This window comes from Bacillus sp. FSL M8-0256 (genome assembly GCF_038005765.1).
Taxonomy (GTDB): domain Bacteria; phylum Bacillota; class Bacilli; order Bacillales; family Bacillaceae; genus Bacillus; species Bacillus safensis.
On record NZ_JBBOTU010000001.1, the window covers coordinates 1,997,726 to 2,018,970 of the forward strand.

A 21,245-nucleotide genomic window follows, 5' to 3' on the forward strand; every position below is an offset into this window, starting at 1 on the left:
TTTGTTTGACCTATTTTGGCAGAACCGAACTCCCCATTAAATAACGGTCTACCTCGTGCGCCACTTGTCTGCCTTCATTAATTGCCCAGACAATCAAGCTTTGCCCGCGTCTTGCATCTCCCGCTGCAAATACGCCTTCTACATTTGTTGTATATTCCCCATATTTTGCGTCAATGCGATTGTTTTTGCTGTCCACGCCAAAGTGTTTCACAAGCGGCTGTTCAGTTCCCTCAAAACCAATTGCAATAAAGACGAGCTGAGCAGGCCATACCTTCTCTGTCCCTGGAATTTCATGAAATTCAAACTTCCCTTGTTCGTTTTTCACCTTTTCCATTTGAATGGTATGAAGCTCTTTTAATTTTCCATTTTTATCTGCCACAATTTTTGTGGTTTGAATTGAATATTGACGCGGATCTTCTCCGAATTTTGCTTGTGCTTCTTCATAAGCGTAATCCAGCGAGAAGACATAAGGCTGTTCTGGCCACATGTTATCCCCTACACGTGTATCAGGAAGCTTTGGATGCTTCCCGAATTGAACAACACTTTTTGCTTTTTGGCGAAGTGCAGTTGCCACGCAGTCCGCACCTGTATCTCCTCCGCCAATCACAATCACGTCTTTTCCTTTTGCATCAATGAAGTTTTTGTCTTTAAATCCTGAATCAAGCATGCTTTTCGTTGCAAGGGTTAAATAATCCATCGCAAGGTGAATCCCTTTTGCTTCCCGGCCCTCAATCAATAGATCACGCTGCTTTTGTGCACCTGTACAAAGGATAACTGCATCAAACTGCTCTTTCAGTTCATCAGCAGTAATATCCACGCCGATTTCTGTGTTCGTCACAAAGTCAATGCCTTCTTGTCTTAGAAGTTTGACTCTTCGCTCGACCACTTCTTTGTCGAGCTTCATATTCGGAATCCCGTATGTCAGCAGTCCGCCCAGACGGTCAGAACGCTCGAACACTGTGACAGCGTGCCCTGCTTGGTTTAATTGATCAGCACTTGCAAGTCCTGCTGGTCCTGAGCCGACAATGGCAATTTTCTTCCCTGTACGGCTTGAAGGGATTCTTGGTGTGATCCATCCATTTTCAAAACCTTTATCAATGATCGTGCGTTCGATATTTTTAATCGAAACAGCCGGATCATTGATAGCGACTGTACATGACCCTTCACAAGGTGCAGGACATACTCTCCCAGTAAACTCTGGGAAATTATTTGTTTTTTGCAGTCTTTCGAGTGCTTCCTTCCATCTCCCGCGATAGACAAGATCATTCCATTCTGGAATTAAGTTGTAGATCGGGCAGCCAGACACGCCGCCCCTGATCTCCATCCCAATTTGACAAAACGGTGTTCCGCAATCCATACATCTAGCGCCCTGCTTTTTCAATACGTCATCTGTATAAGGAGCTGAATATTCTTTCCAGTCATTTTGACGAGTGAGAGGGTCACGTTCATTTGGCTTTTCTCTTTTATAATCCATAAAACCTGTTGCTTTGCCCATTGTCCTCTCCCCTTTCTTAATGAGCGAGGGCTGCTTTTTGCCCGTTTGCCGTTTCTTGATTTTTCGGTCTTGTGTTTGCTTCAAAGGCAAACATCACCGCTTCTTCATGACTGAGGCCCGCTTGTTTTTGTTCTTCAATACTTTGAAGCATCATTTTGTAATTTCTCGGAATGACTTTGATGAATTGATCCTTTTCTTGCTCCCAGTTTTCAAGAAGTGCTGCTGCTTTTGAGCTGTTTGTATAATCAAGGTGTTCCTTGATCATTTGCTTTACTTCTAGTTCTTCTTCATGATCTGTGAGCTTTTCAAACATGATCATTTCCATATTGCACATTCTTTTGAACTGTTTTGCATCCGATGTATGGATGTAAGCCACACCGCCAGACATACCTGCACCAAAGTTTTTCCCAACGTCTCCTAAAATGACGACACGTCCGCCAGTCATGTATTCACAGCCGTGATCTCCGATTCCTTCAACAACCACATGTACACCTGAATTACGAACAGCAAATCGTTCACCAGCACGGCCGTTAATATAAGCTTTTCCGCTAGTTGCACCGTAAAATGCAACGTTTCCTACAATGACGTTTTCATGTCCATTTTGTACAAAATGATCAGACGTTTTCACAGCAATTTTGCCTCCTGAGAGTCCTTTGCCGATATAGTCATTTGAATCACCTGTTAAATAGAGAGACATGCCCTTTGGCACAAATGCGCCAAAGCTTTGTCCAGCTGAACCAGTGAATCTGAGTGTGATCGTATCCTCTGGCAAGCCCTCTTCCCCGTAGCGCTTAGACACTTCACTGCCAGTAATGGTTCCGGCCACACGGTTGATATTGCGAATGTTCAATGATAGATCAACCGGTGTTTGATGATTCAGCGCTTCTTGCACATAAGGAAGGATTTCATTCATATCCAGCGATTCGTCAATTTTATGATTTTGCGGTGTTCTGAATGTCCGCGCTCCTTCTGGCTGATAAAGCAGTGTTTCAAGGTTTAGCTGGCCTGCTTTCCAGTGAGCTTTTGCTCGTTCACTGACCGCTAGGACGTCCGTACGTCCGATTAATTCATCCATTGATGTAAAGCCAAGTTCCGCTAAGATTTCTCTTACTTCCTCTGCAATAAACATCATGAAGTTCACAATGTGATCAGGGTTACCCATGAACTTTTTGCGAAGCTCTGGATTTTGTGTGGCAACACCGACTGGGCAAGTATCTAAATGACATGCTCTCATCATCACGCAGCCAAGCACGACAAGTGGAGCTGTCGCAAAGCCGTATTCTTCTGCTCCTAAAATCGCAGCCATCACAACGTCGCGGCCAGTCATTAACTTTCCGTCTGTTTCAAGAACGACTCTCTCGCGTAGACCATTTAACACAAGGGTTTGATGCGCCTCTGCCAATCCAAGCTCCCAAGGAAGCCCTGTGTGTTTAATACTTGTTTTCGGTGAAGCTCCTGTACCGCCATCATAACCACTGATGACAATGACGTCCGCAGTTCCTTTTGCTACACCTGCTGCAATCGTGCCAACGCCGGCTTTAGATACAAGCTTGACACTGATGCGTGCATCACGGTTCGCGTTTTTCAAATCATGAATCAGCTGTGCCAAATCCTCAATGGAATAAATATCATGATGCGGCGGTGGTGAAATCAATCCGACACCTGGCGTAGAACCACGTACATCGGCCACCCAAGGATACACTTTATTTCCTGGCAGCTGTCCGCCTTCTCCAGGTTTTGCTCCTTGCGCCATTTTAATTTGCAGTTCATCTGCATTGACCAAGTAATGACTTTTCACACCAAATCGGCCAGAAGCGATTTGTTTAATCGCACTTCTGCGGTCATCACCGTGTTCATCTACTGTAAAGCGGGCAGGATCTTCTCCGCCTTCTCCGCTGTTACTTTTACCGCCAATTCGGTTCATCGCAATCGCAAGTGCCTCATGCGCTTCTTTACTTAAAGATCCAAATGACATGGCACCTGTCTTAAAGCGGCGCACGATGGATTCAGCAGATTCAACCTCTTCCAGACGAACCGGCTTTTGTTTTGGCTGAAATGCAAACAAGTTTCTGAGGAAGCCGATTCTTTCTTCATCCGCTGCTTTTGTATATTGTTTAAATAGATCGTAATCTTCATTACGGCATGCCCACTGGAGCGTATGGATCGTTTTTGGGTTAAAGGCATGATGCTCTCCATTTTTTCTCCACTGGAATTCACTGCCTGATTCAAGTGTCTGGTCAGTTGCTGCTTGATACCCTGCTTCATGGCGAAGTTTTGCCTCATGAGCAATGGTGTCAAGATCAATCCCGCCAAGCTGAGAAGCTGTTCCTGTGAAATACGCTTGAATGACGTCTTCACTAATCCCGACTGCTTCAAAGATTTGCGCGCCTCTATAGCTCTGCACAGTGGAAATCCCCACTTTGGACATGACTTTGACGACACCTTCTGTCACGCTTTTACCAAACTTTGTAACAGCTTCATCAAAGCTGATCGAAATCGCTTCGTCTGCAATCAGCTGTTTGTACGTTTCATAGACAAGGTAAGGGTGAATCGCATCTGCGCCGTAGCCAATTAGTGCGGCAAAATGATGGACCTCTCTCACCTCTCCAGATTCAACGATCAGACTGACCTTTGTCCGTAGACCTTGACGCACAAGATGCTGATGAAGTGCACTTAGTGCAAGAAGTGGTGGAATCGGTACTTTTTGTGCTGTCATTTCACGATCTGAAAGGATTAATAAAGAGACACCTTCTCTGATCGCTTTTTCCGCCTCTTCAAACATCGCATCCAGTCCGCGCTTTAAATCATCGGTGAAAAGTGTATGGATTGTTTTGCTTTTAAAGGCATTATGAACAATCGTTTTCAAGCCGTTAAATTGTCCGCTCGTTAAGACCGGTGTATAAAGTTTAATTCTTCGGCATGAATATTCATTCGGATGTAAAATATCGCCTTCGGCTCCTAACCAAGTCATGGTTGATGTCACGAGCTGCTCACGAATGGCATCGATCGGCGGGTTTGTGACTTGTGCAAACAGCTGCTTAAAATAATGAAAAAGAGACTGCGCACGATCTGATAACACAGCAAGCGGTGTGTCACTTCCCATTGAACCGATTGGGTCCTTGCCTTCCTCTAGTAAAGGAATTAAATACTTTTGAATGTCTTCATACGTATAATGGAACGCACGCTGACGCGTCAATAAATCATCCATTATACTAGAATTTTCTGAATTTTCTTCTGAGCGATTGACGTGAACCATTTCTTCATCGAGCCATTTTTGATAAGGCAGTTCATTCGCAATGGTCGATTTCACTTCTTCGTCAGAAATAATTCGTCCTTCTTCTAGATCAATGAGCAGCATTTTCCCAGGCTCAAGACGATCTTTATACTTCACATCTTCTTCATTTGTGTCAATTACGCCAACCTCAGAAGAGAAAATGATATGATCATCATTCGTGACATAGTACCTTGCCGGTCTCAATCCGTTACGGTCTAAGATGGCCCCGATTTGTTTCCCGTCAGTAAAGGAAATGGCTGTTGGTCCATCCCACGGCTCCATGAGAGAACTATGGTATTCATAAAATGCCCGTTTCTCTTTCGACATGTGCGTGTTTTCCGTCCAAGGCTCAGGAATCAGCATCATTGCTGTATGAGCAGGTGTACGGCCTGCAAGCACAAAGAATTCAAAGGCATTGTCTAAAATGGATGAATCACTTCCGTCTGCATTCAGCACTGGCAAAATCTTGTCTAAATCGTCTCCGAAGGCTTCAGATACGAATTGTTGTTCTCTTGCTCTCATCCAATTGATGTTTCCTCTTAATGTGTTGATTTCTCCGTTGTGAATTAAGTAACGGTTTGGATGGGCTCTTTCCCATGTAGGAAATGTATTTGTACTAAATCTTGAATGAACAAGTGAAAATGCAGAAACAAATGTTTCATCCTGTAGATCAAGATAAAAAGCATCGACTTGATCTGATGTTAAAAGCCCCTTGTATACGATGGTTTGACTCGACAGGCTGACAAAGTAAAATTGCTTTTCCTCTCTTGTTCCCCAGTTCTCAGCCTGCTTACGGATGACATATAATTTTCGTTCAAATGACAAACGATCTGTGATGTTGCCGTTTGCTCCGATAAAGACCTGTCTCACAACAGGACAGCTCTTCGCTGCGACAGTACCAATTTTTCCTGGATCGACAGGAACCGTTCTCCAGCCAATTAATGTTTGACCTTCTTGTTTAATGAACCCGTTGATTTTCTGTTCGATGGCTTGACGCGTTTTTTCGTCATCATCTTTTGAAAAGAAGACCATTCCTACCCCGTAACGGCCTTTTTCAGGAAGTGCAAATTCTTTGCAGTTCTTTCTAAAGAAAGCGTCTGGCAGCTGTACCATTAAACCGGCACCATCACCTGTATACGGATCACTGCCTTGCCCGCCGCGATGATCAAGCTGGCACAGCATTTGTAATCCCTTTTTGACAATGCTATGTGTCGCCTCCCCTTTTAAATGGGCGTACAGTCCGATTCCACATGCATCATGTTCAAATTCAGGACGGTAGAGACCTTGTGGTTGTGGTAGTTGATTATAAGTCATCGTTTCTCTCCCCCGTTTAAAAGATCCGTTTTTTCACAGTAATAAAATCTCACAAACTCTGTAACTTATTTTAAGTTTTCAAATTGATATAAACAATATATAATTTAGATCAAAACAATCTCTTTTTGAGATAGATGGGTGTGAAGTGCAAAAATGGAGCTTCGTCAGTTACGTTATTTTGTAGAAGTCGCAGACCGTGAACACGTGTCAGAAGCGGCTGAAAACTTACATGTTGCCCAATCTGCCATCAGCCGGCAAATTGCGAATTTAGAAGAAGAGCTTGGAGTGGCCTTATTCGAACGAGAAGGACGAAATATCAAATTAACGAAGATCGGCAGACAATTTTTAGATCATGTCAGAACTGCACTCAAAGCCATTGATTATGCGAAAGAGCAAATTGATGAATACTTAGATCCGCACAAAGGAACGGTGAATATTGGCTTTCCTACAAGTCTAGCAAGCCAAGTACTCCCTTCTGTCATCTCCGCCTTTAAGCAGGAATATCCAGAGGTCGATTTTTTACTTCGTCAAGGATCCTATAAATTTCTCATTGAAGCGGTCAAAAATCGAGATATCGATCTCGCCTTTTTAGGACCCGTACCGACAAACGATTCTCAAATAGAAGGAAATATTTTGTTTTCCGAAAGCATATATGCCCTTTTACCGGTTAGCCACCCCTTTAGCGGACAAAGGAGTATTCATTTAAGTGATTTAAGAAGGGATCATTTCGTGTTATTTCCTGAAGGGTATGTGCTGAGACAAATTGCGGTTGATGCTTGCAAGCAGGCAGGCTATGAGCCTACCATTTCATCTGAAGGAGAAGATTTGGATGCGATTAAAGGTCTCGTCTCGGCAGGTATGGGTGTTACCTTATTACCCGAAAGCGCCTTTTATGAAACAACACCGCGATTTACAGTGAAAATTCCGATCGATTTTCCTCAAGTGAGACGAACGGTTGGCATTATTGCATCTAAAACGCGCGAAATGTCTCCTTCTGCCCATGATTTTTATGTGTTTGTGAAGGATTTCTTTTCTAAAATTGAACAATATAAATAATTCATTAAAAGAAGACATTTCATTTGTAGAAATAATCCCTCTTTGTATATGATGGGTTACAGAACAAAAGACTATATGGAAGAAAGGTATTCGTATGAAATCAATTTTATCGTTTTTAAAGCCGTATCGGCTGTCCGTAGTGTCCATTGTCATTCTCACCTTTTTAAGCAGTATGCTCCAGCTGTATTTACCGACGTTAACAGCAGATATCGTTGATGTCGGTATCGTCCAGGGAGATATTGCTTACATATGGAAGGTTGGCGGCTGGATGGTGGCTTGTTCTTTACTCGCCATTTTGCTCACCATTTGGAAGTCTTACTTGTCATCAAAGACAGCACTTGGCTTCGGACGTGATATGAGAAGACAGCTGTTTGTGCATGTCGAACAATTTTCATTAGAAGAATTTCAAAAGATCGGCACATCTTCCTTTATTACTAGATCAACAAATGATGTGAAACAAGTCCAAGATGTGACGATTATGATTTTACAAATGATGACGCGGGCCCCGCTCATGCTTGTGGGCGGAATTATTTTGGCTGTTTCCAGGGATGCTGTCCTGTCTCTTATCTTTTTAGCGGCCCTCCCCCTTCTTGGCGGATTCATCTATTTGGTGTCAAGAAAAGCCATCCCTCTATTCGGCCAGCTTCAGAAAAAAACAGACCGGCTGAATTTAATTATGCGGGAATCTCTTTCAGGCATCCGCGTTATTCGTGCGTTTAACCGTGTGGATGATGAAAAGGAGCGATTCCAAGAAGCCAACACGTCCTATAAGGACACTGGTCTTAAAGTCAACCGATTAATGGCTTACTTGTTTCCATTTATGCTGATCATCATGAACTTCACGAATATCGGTATTGTCTGGCTTGGTGCAAACCGAATTGATGCCGGAGAAATGGAAGTTGGGAATCTCATTGCCTTCATTCAATATGCGATGATGATTTTAATGGCACTGATTATGCTGTCGATGAGCTTTATTATGGTCCCAAGAGCACAAGCATCAGCTAAACGCATGAATGAAGTGTTAAACATGGAACCAAAGATTAAAGATAAAGAAGAATCTATGACTGAGCTTCACGAGCCCGCTCAATCCATTCGCTTTGAGGATGTGTCATTTTATTACTCAAATGCTGAGAAACCGGCCGTTCAAGGTATTACGTTTGAAGCCAAAACTGGTGAAACGACAGCCATCATCGGAAGTACGGGTTCTGGGAAAACAACGCTTCTCCAGCTGATGACGCGCTTTTATGAAGTGACAGAAGGCCGGATTACACTAGATGGTGTAGACATTAGAGAACTGCCTCAGGAGAAACTGAGAAACCAAATGGGTTATGTCTCTCAAAAAGCTGTTTTATTCAGCGGAACGATTGCCGAGAATGTACGCTTTGGCAAGCAGGATGCAAGCGATGAAGACATCTGGCAGGCGCTGCGAACTGCGCAGGCCGAAGAATTTGTTTTGCAAAAAGATGACGGAATTGATGCAGAAATTGATCAAGGTGGTTCCAATCTATCCGGCGGCCAAAAGCAGCGGCTTTCCATTGCAAGGGCGCTAGTGAGAAGACCATCATTCTATCTGTTTGACGATAGCTTTTCAGCACTTGATTACAAAACAGATGCGAAGCTGCGGGCATCATTAGAAGCAGAAAAAGCTCATGCAGCCCTCATCATTGTGGCTCAACGAATCAGTACAGTGAAGCATAGTGATAAAATCATTGTACTTGATGAAGGGAAAATCGCAGGTATCGGAACACATGAACAATTATTAAAGGACAATCTTGTATACCAAGAGATTGTCGCATCTCAGGAAGGTCAGGAGGTGAGCGAGAATGAGTAAGAAAATGTCTTCCGGCATGGGCCATAAAGGCGGCCACCCTAAAGGGCCAGCCGCAAAACCAAAGGAATTTAAGAAAACACTGCTACGTTTGACAGGCTATTTAAAACCAAGGAAATTTCAGCTGATCATCGTCTTTATTGCAGCGATTGGTTCAACTGTCTTTAACGTCATTAGTCCAAAGCTGCTTGGGGATGCCACCTCTTCCCTATTTGACAGCTTTACGAATGGAACAGCCGTTCAATTTGACGTCATTTCACGAATTCTTTTACTGCTTGTCGTGCTGTACGTCGTTGCTTCCCTCTTTTCATTCGTTCAGCAATATGTCATGGCTGGTGTCTCTCAACAGACCATTGCTGAATTACGGCAGGAAGCAAACGACAAGCTCACACGTCTCCCCCTTCGTTATTTTGATAAAACAACCCACGGGGACACGCTAAGCCGTGTGATGAATGATATCGATAATATTAATACATCGCTTCAGCAGGCGCTCACCCAAGTGATTACATCTGTGATTACAGTCATTGGGATTGTCGTCATGATGCTCTTCATCAGTCCGCTGCTTACATTGCTTGTTTGTTTGACGCTGCCACTCAGCCTGTTTGCGATTCGCGGTATTACGTCATTTTCTCAAAAGCATTTTAAAGCGCAGCAAAAAGAGCTTGGCACGATCAATGGACATATCAATGAGATGTTCACAGGACATCAGACAGTTCGTGCATATGGCTACGAAAAGAAAGCAATCGATACATTTGATGAATTAAACGAAAAGCTGTATGAATCTTCAAGGAAAGCGCAGTTCATTTCTGGTTTAATGATGCCAATGATGACTTTTATCGGGAACCTTGGCTATGTGGCAGTCAGTGTAGCCGGCGGGATTCTTGTCATTAACGGGAATATTCGTGTCGGGGATGTGCAGGCGTTTATCCAATACACACAGCAAATGTCTCAGCCGCTTGTGCAAGCATCAAGCGTCGCAAACTTAGTTCAATCAGCGATCGCTTCTGCTGAAAGGGTCTTTGAAATTCTTGATGAGGAAGAAGAAAGTACCGAAGAAGATGCGGCAATTAATCTTGCATCACTCTCAGGTGATGTGAGCTTTGAACAAGTTCAATTCGGATATGAAAAAGATCATCCGATTATTAAAGATTTGAATTTAGATGTGCAAGAAGGACAGACGGTTGCCATTGTCGGACCAACAGGCGCGGGAAAAACGACCATCATTAATCTTTTAATGCGTTTTTACGAATTAGATCAGGGCTCCATACGCATTGGCGGTGTCAAAACAACTGACCTCAGCCGTCAGCAAGTACGAGAATTATTTGCGATGGTTCTTCAAGATACATGGCTCTTTGAAGGAACGATTTACGACAACATTGCCTATGGCAGGCAGCACGTTTCCAAAGAGGATGTCATCAAAGCCGCCAAACATGCCTATGCAGATGATTTCATCCGCACGCTTCCAGATGGATATGACACACTGTTAACAGAAGATGCAGGCAACCTGTCTCAAGGTCAGCGCCAGCTGTTAACCATCGCGCGTGCCATTTTATCTGATCCAAAGATCTTGATATTAGATGAAGCAACAAGCAGTGTGGATACACGGACAGAGATGCATATTCAAAAAGCAATGAATGAATTGATGAAAGGCAGAACGAGCTTCGTGATTGCACACAGACTTTCAACAATCAAGGATGCAGACCTTATTTTAGTCATGAAGGATGGAAGCATCATTGAAAAAGGATCGCACAGCGAACTTTTAAAACAAAAAGGCTTCTATGCAGACTTATATATGAGTCAATTTGCCGAAAATCAAGTGGGATAACATCAAAAAAAGAGGATAGACACGCATGTCACATGCTGTCTATCCTCTTTTCAATTGTCACTCTGCTCGCTTCTTCACTTTTACACTGAGCTTCGTTATATACTCTGCTTCATCTTTAGACATGAGCGAATGTAGTAAATACTCCTCAAATACATCTCCATCCAGCATCATGCCCTCTTTCTCGATTTCATCTAACAAATGCGAATAAGCAGATTCGATCTCATCAAATGTTCCTTGATCATACATCACCGCATAGAGCCCGCCAGGTTTTTTGACTGCCCCCGGGCCATCCATTCGGCAGAACAGCTGATCTGACTGATGATAGTGCCGCTTACGGAACTGCTCCTTTTTTAAGACAGAACCATTTGCCGCAGCCCCTTTTATGCCAACTCCTTTTAAAAATTCCCCTACAATACGTGATATTTCTTCTACAGGTGTATTGAAGTCGATCGGGTTTGATGCACTTAGTACAACAGGTTCTTCTGGCAGCTCTTGAAACAGGACCTCGCCTATTTTCACATTTGCTAATTCATGTGTCGTCTCCATCACCCGCATAAGAAAAGCTTGGATGTCTTGAAGCTTTTCAATCTCTTGTTTGACCTTTTTTATTTGGTCGGCCGCTAGGCTTTGCAGTCTCTCGCGGGAAGGTTCTGTGAAATATTGTTTTAACTCTTTGATCGGAAATTGAACAGCCCGCAAGGATTGAATCGCAATAAAATGGTCAAATTGCTCAAGTGTATAGTAACGGTATCCATTTTCGTGAACACCAGCCGGCTTAAATAAATCGATTTTATCATAATACAGAAGCGTATCTTTTTTGACATCAAATAGCTTGGCAAATTCTCCAGTAAAAAACGTTTTTTGCACATCATTGATCATGATGAAGGCTCCTTCCTTGACTATGGAGTAACTCCATCCTTTATTATAACATCCAGAAACATCACTACGCATGGAAAGGATAAAAAAATGAACAAAATAACTCAACATGAAGTAACATTAGCACAAGCAAATAAAGAGGACTTCCCTTCAATGAAAAAAGAGCTCCAGAAAGCTTTTACAGCTGGCGTGATCGATGCATTTGGCGATGCGCATGGTGGACCAATTCCTCCAGATGAAGTCATTGATGAATCTTTTCATTCGAATGAACACATTGTTTATCATATTATGCTAAATGGTAAAAAGGCAGGTGGCGTTGTGATCAAAATCAACCAAGAGACACATCACAACTCGGTTGATTTGCTATACATTTCATCATCCTTTCACGGCCGGGGCATTGGTCAGGCAGCATGGAAAGCCATCGAGGCGCAATATCCAGAAACGATTGTATGGGAGGTTGTGACTCCATACTTTGAAAAACGCAACATTCATTTTTATGTCAATAAGTGCGGCTTTCAAATAGTTGAATTTTATCACTTACACCATCCAGATCCAAACGCACCTCATGAAGCACATCAAAGCAATGAACCTTTAGCACCAGAGGAATTTGAATTTTTTAAATTTGAGAAAATCATGAAACCAATAACAAATAATTGAGATCCTTTCAACCACAAAAGTCGATCCTTCTACTATTCGAAGATCGACTTTATGATTTTTATTAATCTAGCGTTATTTTAAAACCGTCATATGCAAACATCATATCCTTAGGTAAGTATTCACCTCGTTGAATGATGTCTATGTCATGTGATAAGTGTGTTAAGATCATTTTTTTCGGTTGTAACTTTTGTTTTAACTCCATTGCTTCATTTACATCATAAACCGACCTTTTATTGGGCGGCTGATTTTCTTTCCAGAAAGAAGTCCCGAATATCAATGAATCAAGGTGGTAGAAAGGCAACCATTGCTCATCAGTTACTTGAAAGGAATCAGATAAATAGGCCCATTTATATCCATTTATTTTTTGAACTAAAATTCCATAAGACGAACCGTTATGACCATGATTTACTTTATGAAAAGAAATTTTATTGCCATCACTTACCCATTTCGTTGTTCCTACAAAAGTTAGCCCTTTTCTATTGTTTAAGTAAGGAAATCGCTCCTTTAACTGATTAATTACATCTTGAGGACTCACTATTTGTACTTGTTGATTATGCCAGAAGCATAAATCTGCAAAATCACCTAAACCACCGATATGATCGTTATGAGAATGAGTTATAAACACAACTGAAGGAATTGTTCTATTATTATAAGTTTGAAACTGGATCTTGAAATCGGGTGAAATATCGATAAGATAGCTCTTGTTGCCTAAATGAAATTCACAACTCGGTCTAGTTCGTTGATTGTCTGGTGAGCCCGATTTACAAACTGGACACTTGCATAACAATCTAGGTACCCCTTGAGCATCGCTTGTTCCATAAAATATAAGTGAATCCATCTCATTTCTCCTTTTATAACTCAGCTAAATTTTTGATTTATTCTCTAACGAAACCTACTATTCTCCATAGTTAATCAACATTTGTAATCAGACTACCAATTATAGTTTTAAAAGTAAATATATAGATTGTGATTTAAATTTTCACTCATTCGTATAAACTCACTAAAAAACACTACCTCATAAAAAAGGTAGTGTTTCTTGAATCTTTCTAGCTTCTAATCTGACCGTCACCACACAGAAGCAGCTTAGTTGTCGTGAGTGCAGGAAGTCCCATTGGCCCTCTTGCGTGCAGTTTTTGAGTAGAGATGCCAATTTCAGCTCCATAGCCAAGTGCACCGCCGTCTGTAAAGCGAGTCGATGCGTTATGATAAACAGCCGCCGCATCGACTTCGTTTAGAAACGTGAGTACATTTTTTTCATCTTCTGTCACGATGGCTTCTGAATGTTTTGTGCCGTACTGATCGATATGGCTGATCGCTTCCTCGAGTGAATCGACTACCTTTACTGCAAGATCCAGACTTAAATACTCATCTGTCCAATCCACTTCTCCAGCAGGAACCGCGTTTGAAAAGTAAGACTCTGCTGCCTGGTCGCCATGTACAGTGACACGATGCTCCTGCAAAGCTTCATTTAATGAGGCTGCATTCTCTTTCAGCCATTCGCGATGAATGATCAGCGTCTCAAGTGCATTACATACAGCCGGACGATTCGTTTTTGCATTGATCACAATTTCAATGGCTTTTTTCACATTTGCGGTTTGATCAATAAAGACATGACAGTTCCCTGTCCCTGTTTCAAGCACTGGGATAGTGGATTCTTCTACCACTGTTTTGATTAAAGATGCTCCACCTCGCGGAATTAAAACATCGATCCACTCTTTTAGTTGAAACATCGCCTGAACGGATGAACGATCTGTTTGTTCAATCAATTGCACCGCATCACGAGGAATCTTTGTTTGATCCAATGCTTCATGGATCACACTGACAATGGCTTTGTTGGAAGAAATAGCGGAGGAACCGCCTTTTAAAATCACTGAGTTGCCTGCCTTTAAGGCAAGGCCTGCTGCATCGACAGTGACGTTCGGTCTCGCTTCATAGATCATCCCGATCACACCGAGCGGTACTCTTCGGCTTTTTACGTGTAAGCCGTTATCAAGAGTCCATTCATCCAATATTTCTCCAACAGGATCTGTTAATCTCGTCACGAGCCGCAAACTTTCAGCAAACTCATGAATTCTTTCTTCATTTAACATTAATCGATCCAAGAGTGCCTCTGTGAAGCCCTTTTCTTTCCCAGCATCTAAATCCTTTTGATTCTCCTGTAAAATGAAGCGGCTGTTTCGCTCTAATGCTTCTGCCATTTTAAGAAGCGCGTCATTCTTTTCCTCTGTTTGAAGTAAACTTAGTTTTTTTGAAACATGCTTTGCTTTTTTCGCTTTTTCTTTGACCGATGTGACAACTTCAGCTGTCAGTGTCATGGAATTCCTCCCTTTTGGTTAACAAACTGGAATCGATAAATCTAAATGACAAACAAATGCTTCAAGATCGACGACATGCACGATTTCATCTTGTAACAAATCACTCTTACGTGCGAGTTCATCTGACGCATAATTCACAATGCCAAGACCTATTTCTCTTCCATCTTGATCTAAAATACGGACCACATCGCCTTTTTTAAACGAACCTTTTACGTTGACAATCCCATCAGAATCAAGGCTTCCCTCTCGGTGCATGAGGAATTCCTGTGTTTTCTCTTGAACCACGATCTCACCCTTTGGTCCAGAATGAAAGGCAATCCACTGCTTCTTATAATTGAGCGGCGCTACATTTTCGTCAGCGGTAAAATAAGTACCGTCCTCTGTCCCATTGATGGCTTTGTCTAAAATGTCAGGCGTATCTGCTTTTCCTAAAAAGCCGTTGATCCCTGCGGCCATTGATATTTTAAACGCATCGAGCTTTGATTTCATTCCGCCTGTACCTACGCTGCTGCCTGCGTCTCCAGCAGCTGCTTCGATGTCTTCTGTGATGTCTGTCACTTCAAGAATTCTCTTCGCATTTGGATTTGTATGAGGATTATCTTCATACAAGCCATCAATATCAGATAAAATGGCAAGGAAATCCGCATCAATGAGTCCAGCTACTTTTGCAGACAATGTATCGTTGTCTCCAAACTTCAACCGATTGATCGTCACTGTATCATTTTCATTAATAATTGGGATGATGCCTCGATCTAATAACACGTTCATTGTGTTACGCACATTTTGATAGCGCGTTTCATCAGAAAAATCACTTCTTGTAATTAAGAGCTGTGAGGCAATATAACCGTGTGATAAAAATAAAGTAGAATATGATTCCATTAAAAGCCCTTGCCCAATTGAGGCAGATGCCTGCTTTTCCGGCAGTGTTTTGGGTCTATCAATAAATCCTAGTTTTCGGTAACCAGCTGCAACCGCACCAGATGAAACCAAAATGACTTCATGTCCTTCATCTTTGAGTTTCACAATTTGATTGACGAGGTTTTCTAGTTTTTTCAAACTAATCTCACCTTGAAAGCTAGTAAGAGAGCTGCTTCCGATTTTCACAACAATTCGTTTTCTCTCTTTATCTGCGTACACCTAATCACTCCTGTACCTGAGCTCTATTTATATAGATACTTTTTGTTTTTGCTGATTGCTTATCTCTTTTGATCGATTGGCAGCATGCTTGACAGCCTGCTTGATCGCTTCTCCTCCGCCAAAATCATCTAATGCATTGAGTCCTGCAGCAGTTGTTCCATTTGGTGACGTAATTTTCTCTCTTAGGACAGAAGGATTTTCCTCTGTTTCTTGCAGCATTTTTGCCGCACCGAGGAGTGTCTGCGCGCCAATTTGGCGAGACAATTCCTTTGATAAACCTGCCTCTTCTCCTGCTTCTTCGATTCTTTCCATTAAGAAATAAAAGTAGGCGGGCCCGCTTCCAGCAATTCCAGTAAAAATATCCATTTGCTCTTCCTGAATGGTATAGACTTCGCCCATTTCAGATAAAAGAGCCTGGCTTATGCTCATATGGTCGTTTTTCACGTAACGTCCAGCAGATAAAGCAGTCGCTGATGCTCCGATCGTACTTGATGTATTTGGCATGACCCTCATAACAGGCTGGCCTTCATGCAGCATGTCTTCAATATACGATAGCTTAACACCTGCAAGGACAGACATGATGAGCTGATCTGGCTGAATACGAGGTTTTAATGATTCAAGGGCTGCTTCAGCATCCTTTGGCTTCATGGCCAGGATCAACATATCCATTTCTTCAAAAGGAAATGAATCCATTGCGGCTGTTTGGATTCCGTATCGTTTCGTTAGTTCATTCAATCGAAGTTGATTTTGTCTGTTTGTTGCGTAAATTTGGTCTAGCGGCATCTGTCCTGATCGCACAATCCCTGCAATCATTCCTTCCGCCATAGAACCTGCTCCAATGAAAGCAACTTTCTTTTGATCAATGATATTGATCCTCTCCCTTGTTCGCTTTTTGTTCGTGTTTTTCGCACGTTAGTAATCGTAACATGATGAGAAATCGTGTCAAGAAAGAGCCAGCGCTTTTCAAAAGTCCCGAATGCATGGCCGGCAGCTTGCTGCAAGTATGTTAGCCGTGTTTTTCAAATACAGTAATTTAGATCAAAAGAACTATGTTCATTTGAATCATAGGACCCTTTCGTTCGACTGGATTCACCAATTTATTTTTGGTTTCGGTGACTTCAATTCTATTTTTCAGAAAGCGCTCTCATTTTAATGACTTTCTATTTTCCTATATAGTGAATGTGCTTGAATCTTTCGATTAGACTATTGACATATTTTAGAAAACATGTCCGTTGAAATGATATTTTACTGGTGATACCGTGAAAGAGAAATCATGTGAAAAAGGAGCGTTCATAATGAAAGTGAAAGAAAACTATGTCAATGTGATTCCAATGAAAGAAATCCGTTCTACCGATGACCTTCTTTTCCCATTCCCTATTTACAATGAGCTGCGTGCAGAGAGTGATATTAGATATGATGAGACAAGAAAGTGTTGGGATCTCTTTCGATATGCGGATATCCAGTCTGTTCTAAAACAGCCTAAAGTGTTCTCTTCACAGCGAGGAAGAAGCACGTCTAAAACAAGTATTTTAACGATGGATCCTCCAAAACATACAAAGATGAGAGCGCTTGTGAATAAAGCGTTCACCCCAAAAGCGATCAAGCAATTAGAAGATAAGATCAAAGACTTGACACATGATCTATTAAATCAAGTTAAGGACCAACGTACGTTTGATATTGTGCAAGATTTAGCAGCTCCCCTGCCAGTGATGATCATCGCTGAGCTTCTCGGTGCAGAGGTGCAGGACAGAGAGCTGATTAAAAAACATTCTGATGCCCTTGTGGCAGGTGCTAAGGATGAATCAAAAGAAGCCATTCAGGCTGTTGTAGATATGCAGAAACGCGCTGAAGAGGAGCTGTCCGTTTATTTTGCTCATTTGATCAAAAAACGAAAAGAAACACCAGCCGATGACTTGATCTCGCTTCTCATTCAAGCGGAAATTGATGGAGAGCGTTTAACGGAAAATGAACTGCTTGGCTTTTGTATTCTACTACTCGTTGCAGGCAATGAGACAACGACCAATTTAATAACCAATGCCGTACGACTGCTGACAGAGCAGCCGCATATCGCTGAATCAGTTCGGCAGGACCCCTCTCTTATTCCTCAATTGACTGAGGAAACGTTACGGTATTATCCCCCTGTTCAAGCCATTGGCCGAATCGCTGCAGAAGATGTTGAAATTGCAGGCGCGCACATTGAAAAAGGAGACTATCTCATCAGCTGGGTTGCTTCAGCAAATCGGGATGAACAGAAATTTGAAGATCCAGATACGTTCCGGCTTGACCGAAAATCAAATCCACATATGAGCTTTGGGTTTGGCATCCACTTTTGTCTCGGTGCACCGCTTGCCCGGCTTGAAAGCAACATTGCGCTTGACGTTTTACTCCATACGTTTCAAGACATCACCTGCGCTACAGATCAGCTAAAACCTATTCAAAGCACGTTTGTTTTTGGGGTAAAAGAATTTCCTGTACAAGTCACCCGTTTTTAAAAGTCCCTTTTCAGGGGCTTTTTTTCATTTTCTTCAATTCATCATCTCTTTCTTACCTTCCTCCTCCGAACATGCTAAAATAAAATCCATACAAAGTGATAACGGAATGCAGAAAGGAAGCCGAAAACTCATGACCGATTATACAGCGATGAAAGACGGAATATTCAAATCAGTTTGTTCGTTAGATTGCCCGGATCAGTGCGGTCTTTTAATACATAAAGAAAATGGAAAGATCGTGAAAGTGCAGGGAGATCCGGACCACCCTGTCACACAAGGAAACATTTGCAACAAAGTGCGTAATGTCACAGCCCGTTTATATGATGAAAAAAGGCTGACCACTCCTTTAAAACGTGTTGGCCAAAAAGGCGAAGGTCAGTTTGCACCGATTACGTGGGAAGAAGCCATTGAAACCATTCGGCAAAAATGGACAAAGCTGATCGAAGAAAAAGGACCAGAAAGCATTCTGCCTTACAGCTTCTATGGAAACATGGGCAATCTCAACGCAGAAGGAATGGACCGCCGCTTTTTTTATCGTCTTGGTTCAAGTCAGTTAGACCGAACGATCTGTCAGTCTGCGGGAACGACTGGCTATAAATATACAATGGGTGCAAGCATTGGGACAGATCCTGAAGAAACCATTCATACGAAACTATTTATCTTTTGGGGCATCAATGCCGTATCGACAAATATGCACCAAATCACCTTGGCACAAAAAGCACGAAAGCAAGGAGCGAAGATTGTCGTAATTGATGTTCACAAGAACCAAACCGGCCGGATGGCAGATTGGTTCATTCCGCTTCGGCCTGGTACTGACAGTGCACTTGCCCTTGGCATCATGCACGTCCTTTTTAAAGAGGAACGTACAGATGAAGCCTTTTTAGAGGCTTACACGGTCGGCCATAAGGAGCTGCGCGAGCATGTAAAGCAGTATGATCCAGACACAGTTGAGCGGATCACGGGTGTTCCTAAAGGCGATATCATTACACTTGCAAGAATGTACGCTGAGACATCGCCCTCTCTCATTCGGATTGGGAATGGTTTACAGCACCATGATAATGGCGGGATGAGTATTAGAACCATTTCCTGCCTCCCTGCCCTGACTGGTCAATGGCTGCACAAGGGCGGCGGAGCGATGAAATCAAACTCTTCTTTTCTCAGTTATAATGAAACAGCTCTTCAGCGGCCGGATTTATTAAAAGAACGCACACCTAGATCATTTAATATGAATCAACTGGGCAGCGTGCTGACAAGCGCAGAGCCTTCTGTTGATTCTCTCTTTATCTACTCGTGCAACCCAGCGGTTGTGACACCTGAAGCGAATAAAGTCAGAGAAGGTTTGCTGAGAGAGGATTTATTTACAGTGGTTCATGATTTATTCCTGACAGAGACAGCGGCGTATGCAGACATTGTCCTGCCGGCGACATCAGCCTTTGAAAACGAGGATTTCTATACGTCATACTGGCATCATTATATTCAAATTCAGGAGCCCGTGATAGAACGCTACGGAGAAAGCAAATCCAATACTGAAGTATTCCGCCTGCTTGCCCATGCGATGGGCTTTGAAGATGAAGCCTTCCGCGAGACAGATGCTGAACTGATGGAACAAGCTCTTCATCATCCAGAAAATCCGCATTATGAGGACATTTCATACGAAGCATTAAAAGAAAAGAAATGGATCAAAGCGAAACGTGGACCTTTCCAGGAATTAAAGCTTCAAACCCCAAGCGGGAAAATTGAGCTTTATTCTGAACAAATGAAAAAAGACGGGTATCCAGCACTTCCAACCTATGTGCCCCTTTATCAGGAAAGCGATTATCCGCTTACCTTTATACCGGGACCGAACCATAATTTTCTGAATTCCACCTTCTCACTTCATGAAAAGCATCAAAAGCTAGAGAAATTTCCGAAGCTTCACATGAATGAACAGGATGCAAAGGAAAGAAAAATTGAAGATGGTGACATGGTACGTGTGTTGAACGACCGAGGAGAGTGTGAGCTTGTCGTGTCAGTCGGTCAAAATGTATTATCTGGTGTTGTGGTCAGTCAAGGTTTATGGGCAGATCAAAAAGGCAAAAAGCATTTAGTGAATGGATTAACACCTGATCGATTGGCAGATATGGGCGGCGGCGCGACGTTCTTTTCTGGCAGAGTGGAAGTTGAAAAATTATCATAGAAAAAGTAAAAGCCAGCAAAAACTGCTGGCTTTTTTATAAGCTTTTATCGTCCAATAAACAGCTGGTTGGTCATCACATTCGCACTTCCGCTGCTCTGGTAGCCTTCTACAGTAAATGCTGTTTCATACATTTTACCCATTGGCATGCCTAAGCTTTCCCATTTATTAAAATGCGCACTGACGGAGACCGTTCCGCTTGTACGCTTTGTTTGTCGTACACTCCAATATTGCTTGAAGGTCGCGATCCCGATAATGGAAGGCTGATTAACGCGGGTCGTTTCATAAATGTCATATGTGCCTCCATCTGCATAGAATGATCCTTTATACGCTCCTGTTGGACGATATGTGCCCCATGAATCAACAATGTAGTATTCTGCTAATGGAGATTGTGTCCAGCCATAGACACATAAATAGGAATTCCCGCCTGGGTTAAAGTTTGCGTTGTAATTGATGGAGATGTTGCCAAGCTGATGATGAGTTTTAGTGGAATCAAACTTCTTTCCTTTCCGAAATAAAGCATTTCCGATACTGTTCCAGCCTGCAGTAAATGCCCCGCCGTTATTGAGTGTCATCGAGGTGTTTCCATAATCCTTCCATAATTCATAATCGTATCCGCTATGTGTACCCATTTCATTATTATAAATCGTTTTCGCATCAGCTGGCACAGCCGTCAGTGTCAGCACAAATCCAATACACACCACAAACAAAAGCCTCAATCTTTTCAAATTCATTTTCCATCCCTCTCCTTTTTTCATCCGTATTGTTCTGTCATCCCTAAGGTGAAAAACCCATCACCTCCTTTC

Annotated in this window: 14 protein-coding genes; 6 read left to right on the plus strand and 8 right to left on the minus strand. The window is 42.4% G+C overall.

What is annotated here, in order from left to right; genetic code table 11:
- Positions 1–10: 10 nt before the first annotated feature.
- Positions 11–1,495 carry a glutamate synthase small subunit gene (gene gltD / locus NSQ76_RS10030; protein WP_024428371.1) on the minus strand — a complete coding sequence of 495 codons (1,485 nt, stop codon included), beginning with the start codon at positions 1,493–1,495 and terminating at the stop codon, positions 11–13.
- Positions 1,496–1,511: 16 nt separating this feature from the next.
- Positions 1,512–6,083, minus strand: a complete 4,572-nt coding sequence (gltB, locus tag NSQ76_RS10035; protein ID WP_341053608.1) for a glutamate synthase large subunit — start codon at positions 6,081–6,083, stop codon at positions 1,512–1,514.
- Positions 6,084–6,236: 153 nt separating this feature from the next.
- Between gltB and NSQ76_RS10040 the strand changes: the two genes are divergently transcribed.
- The 3 genes from NSQ76_RS10040 to NSQ76_RS10050 all read left to right on the plus strand — a co-directional run bounded on the left by NSQ76_RS10040 (position 6,237) and on the right by NSQ76_RS10050 (position 10,792).
- Positions 6,237–7,139 carry a LysR family transcriptional regulator gene (locus tag NSQ76_RS10040; protein WP_024422648.1) on the plus strand — a complete coding sequence of 301 codons (903 nt, stop codon included), beginning with the start codon at positions 6,237–6,239 and terminating at the stop codon, positions 7,137–7,139.
- Between the two features lie 94 nt (positions 7,140–7,233).
- Positions 7,234–8,970, plus strand: a complete 1,737-nt coding sequence (locus NSQ76_RS10045) for an ABC transporter ATP-binding protein (protein ID WP_034621380.1) — start codon at positions 7,234–7,236, stop codon at positions 8,968–8,970.
- A complete protein-coding gene (locus NSQ76_RS10050; RefSeq protein ID WP_034621377.1) occupies positions 8,963–10,792 on the plus strand; it encodes an ABC transporter ATP-binding protein in 1,830 nt (609 codons plus the stop codon). The genes NSQ76_RS10045 and NSQ76_RS10050 overlap by 8 nt, the downstream gene beginning before the upstream one ends.
- 57 nt (positions 10,793–10,849) lie before the next feature.
- Here the strand turns inward: NSQ76_RS10050 and NSQ76_RS10055 are convergent, their stop codons facing one another.
- On the minus strand, positions 10,850–11,671 hold the full coding sequence (locus tag NSQ76_RS10055) for a MerR family transcriptional regulator (protein WP_034621374.1): 822 nt from the start codon (positions 11,669–11,671) through the stop codon (positions 10,850–10,852).
- Positions 11,672–11,758: 87 nt separating this feature from the next.
- Between NSQ76_RS10055 and NSQ76_RS10060 the strand changes: the two genes are divergently transcribed.
- Entirely contained in the window at positions 11,759–12,325 is a 567-nt protein-coding gene (locus tag NSQ76_RS10060) for a GNAT family N-acetyltransferase (RefSeq protein ID WP_034621415.1), read from the plus strand.
- A gap of 61 nt (positions 12,326–12,386) precedes the next feature.
- On the opposite strand, the gene NSQ76_RS10065 is transcribed toward NSQ76_RS10060, so the two are convergent.
- The 4 genes from NSQ76_RS10065 to proC form a co-directional block, all read right to left on the minus strand.
- On the minus strand, positions 12,387–13,163 hold the full coding sequence (locus NSQ76_RS10065; RefSeq protein WP_034621372.1) for an MBL fold metallo-hydrolase: 777 nt from the start codon (positions 13,161–13,163) through the stop codon (positions 12,387–12,389).
- 208 nt (positions 13,164–13,371) lie between these two features.
- Positions 13,372–14,640, minus strand: coding sequence for a glutamate-5-semialdehyde dehydrogenase (locus NSQ76_RS10070; protein WP_034621371.1), 1,269 nt, complete (start codon positions 14,638–14,640; stop codon positions 13,372–13,374).
- An 18-nt stretch (positions 14,641–14,658) separates the two neighbouring features.
- A complete protein-coding gene (proB, locus tag NSQ76_RS10075; protein ID WP_024428364.1) occupies positions 14,659–15,777 on the minus strand; it encodes a glutamate 5-kinase in 1,119 nt (372 codons plus the stop codon).
- Between the two features lie 27 nt (positions 15,778–15,804).
- Positions 15,805–16,602, minus strand: coding sequence for a pyrroline-5-carboxylate reductase (gene proC, locus NSQ76_RS10080; RefSeq protein WP_024422653.1), 798 nt, complete (start codon positions 16,600–16,602; stop codon positions 15,805–15,807).
- Positions 16,603–17,072: 470 nt separating this feature from the next.
- On the opposite strand from proC, the gene NSQ76_RS10085 reads away from it, so the two are divergent.
- Together NSQ76_RS10085 and NSQ76_RS10090 are read left to right on the plus strand one after the other, a co-directional pair.
- The gene (locus tag NSQ76_RS10085; protein ID WP_034621369.1) at positions 17,073–18,269 is read left to right on the plus strand and encodes a cytochrome P450; all 1,197 of its coding nucleotides are present in this window, start codon (positions 17,073–17,075) and stop codon (positions 18,267–18,269) included.
- Between the two features lie 130 nt (positions 18,270–18,399).
- Positions 18,400–20,442, plus strand: a complete 2,043-nt coding sequence (locus NSQ76_RS10090; RefSeq protein WP_034621412.1) for a molybdopterin oxidoreductase family protein — start codon at positions 18,400–18,402, stop codon at positions 20,440–20,442.
- Between the two features lie 44 nt (positions 20,443–20,486).
- Here NSQ76_RS10090 and NSQ76_RS10095 read toward each other — a convergent pair whose 3' ends face one another.
- Positions 20,487–21,173 carry a glycoside hydrolase family 11 protein gene (locus NSQ76_RS10095; RefSeq protein ID WP_025093139.1) on the minus strand — a complete coding sequence of 229 codons (687 nt, stop codon included), beginning with the start codon at positions 21,171–21,173 and terminating at the stop codon, positions 20,487–20,489.
- Between the last annotated feature and the right edge of the window lie 72 nt (positions 21,174–21,245).

What these genes read in the sequence shown, in the direction of transcription:
- NSQ76_RS10060 (WP_034621415.1), top strand. Translation starts at nt 11,759, where the DNA reads ATGAACAAAATAACTCAACATGAAGTAACATTAGCACAAGCAAATAAA.
- NSQ76_RS10045 (WP_034621380.1), top strand. Translation starts at nt 7,234, where the DNA reads ATGAAATCAATTTTATCGTTTTTAAAGCCGTATCGGCTGTCCGTAGTG.
- NSQ76_RS10070 (WP_034621371.1), bottom strand. Translation starts at nt 14,640, where the DNA reads ATGACACTGACAGCTGAAGTTGTCACATCGGTCAAAGAAAAAGCGAAA.
- gltB (WP_341053608.1), bottom strand. Translation starts at nt 6,083, where the DNA reads ATGACTTATAATCAACTACCACAACCACAAGGTCTCTACCGTCCTGAA.
- proC (WP_024422653.1), bottom strand. Translation starts at nt 16,602, where the DNA reads ATGGCGGAAGGAATGATTGCAGGGATTGTGCGATCAGGACAGATGCCG.
- gltD (WP_024428371.1), bottom strand. Translation starts at nt 1,495, where the DNA reads ATGGGCAAAGCAACAGGTTTTATGGATTATAAAAGAGAAAAGCCAAAT.
- NSQ76_RS10055 (WP_034621374.1), bottom strand. Translation starts at nt 11,671, where the DNA reads ATGATCAATGATGTGCAAAAAACGTTTTTTACTGGAGAATTTGCCAAG.
- NSQ76_RS10065 (WP_034621372.1), bottom strand. Translation starts at nt 13,163, where the DNA reads ATGGATTCACTTATATTTTATGGAACAAGCGATGCTCAAGGGGTACCT.
- NSQ76_RS10085 (WP_034621369.1), top strand. Translation starts at nt 17,073, where the DNA reads ATGAAAGTGAAAGAAAACTATGTCAATGTGATTCCAATGAAAGAAATC.
- NSQ76_RS10095 (WP_025093139.1), bottom strand. Translation starts at nt 21,173, where the DNA reads ATGAATTTGAAAAGATTGAGGCTTTTGTTTGTGGTGTGTATTGGATTT.
- NSQ76_RS10040 (WP_024422648.1), top strand. Translation starts at nt 6,237, where the DNA reads ATGGAGCTTCGTCAGTTACGTTATTTTGTAGAAGTCGCAGACCGTGAA.
- NSQ76_RS10090 (WP_034621412.1), top strand. Translation starts at nt 18,400, where the DNA reads ATGACCGATTATACAGCGATGAAAGACGGAATATTCAAATCAGTTTGT.
- NSQ76_RS10050 (WP_034621377.1), top strand. Translation starts at nt 8,963, where the DNA reads ATGAGTAAGAAAATGTCTTCCGGCATGGGCCATAAAGGCGGCCACCCT.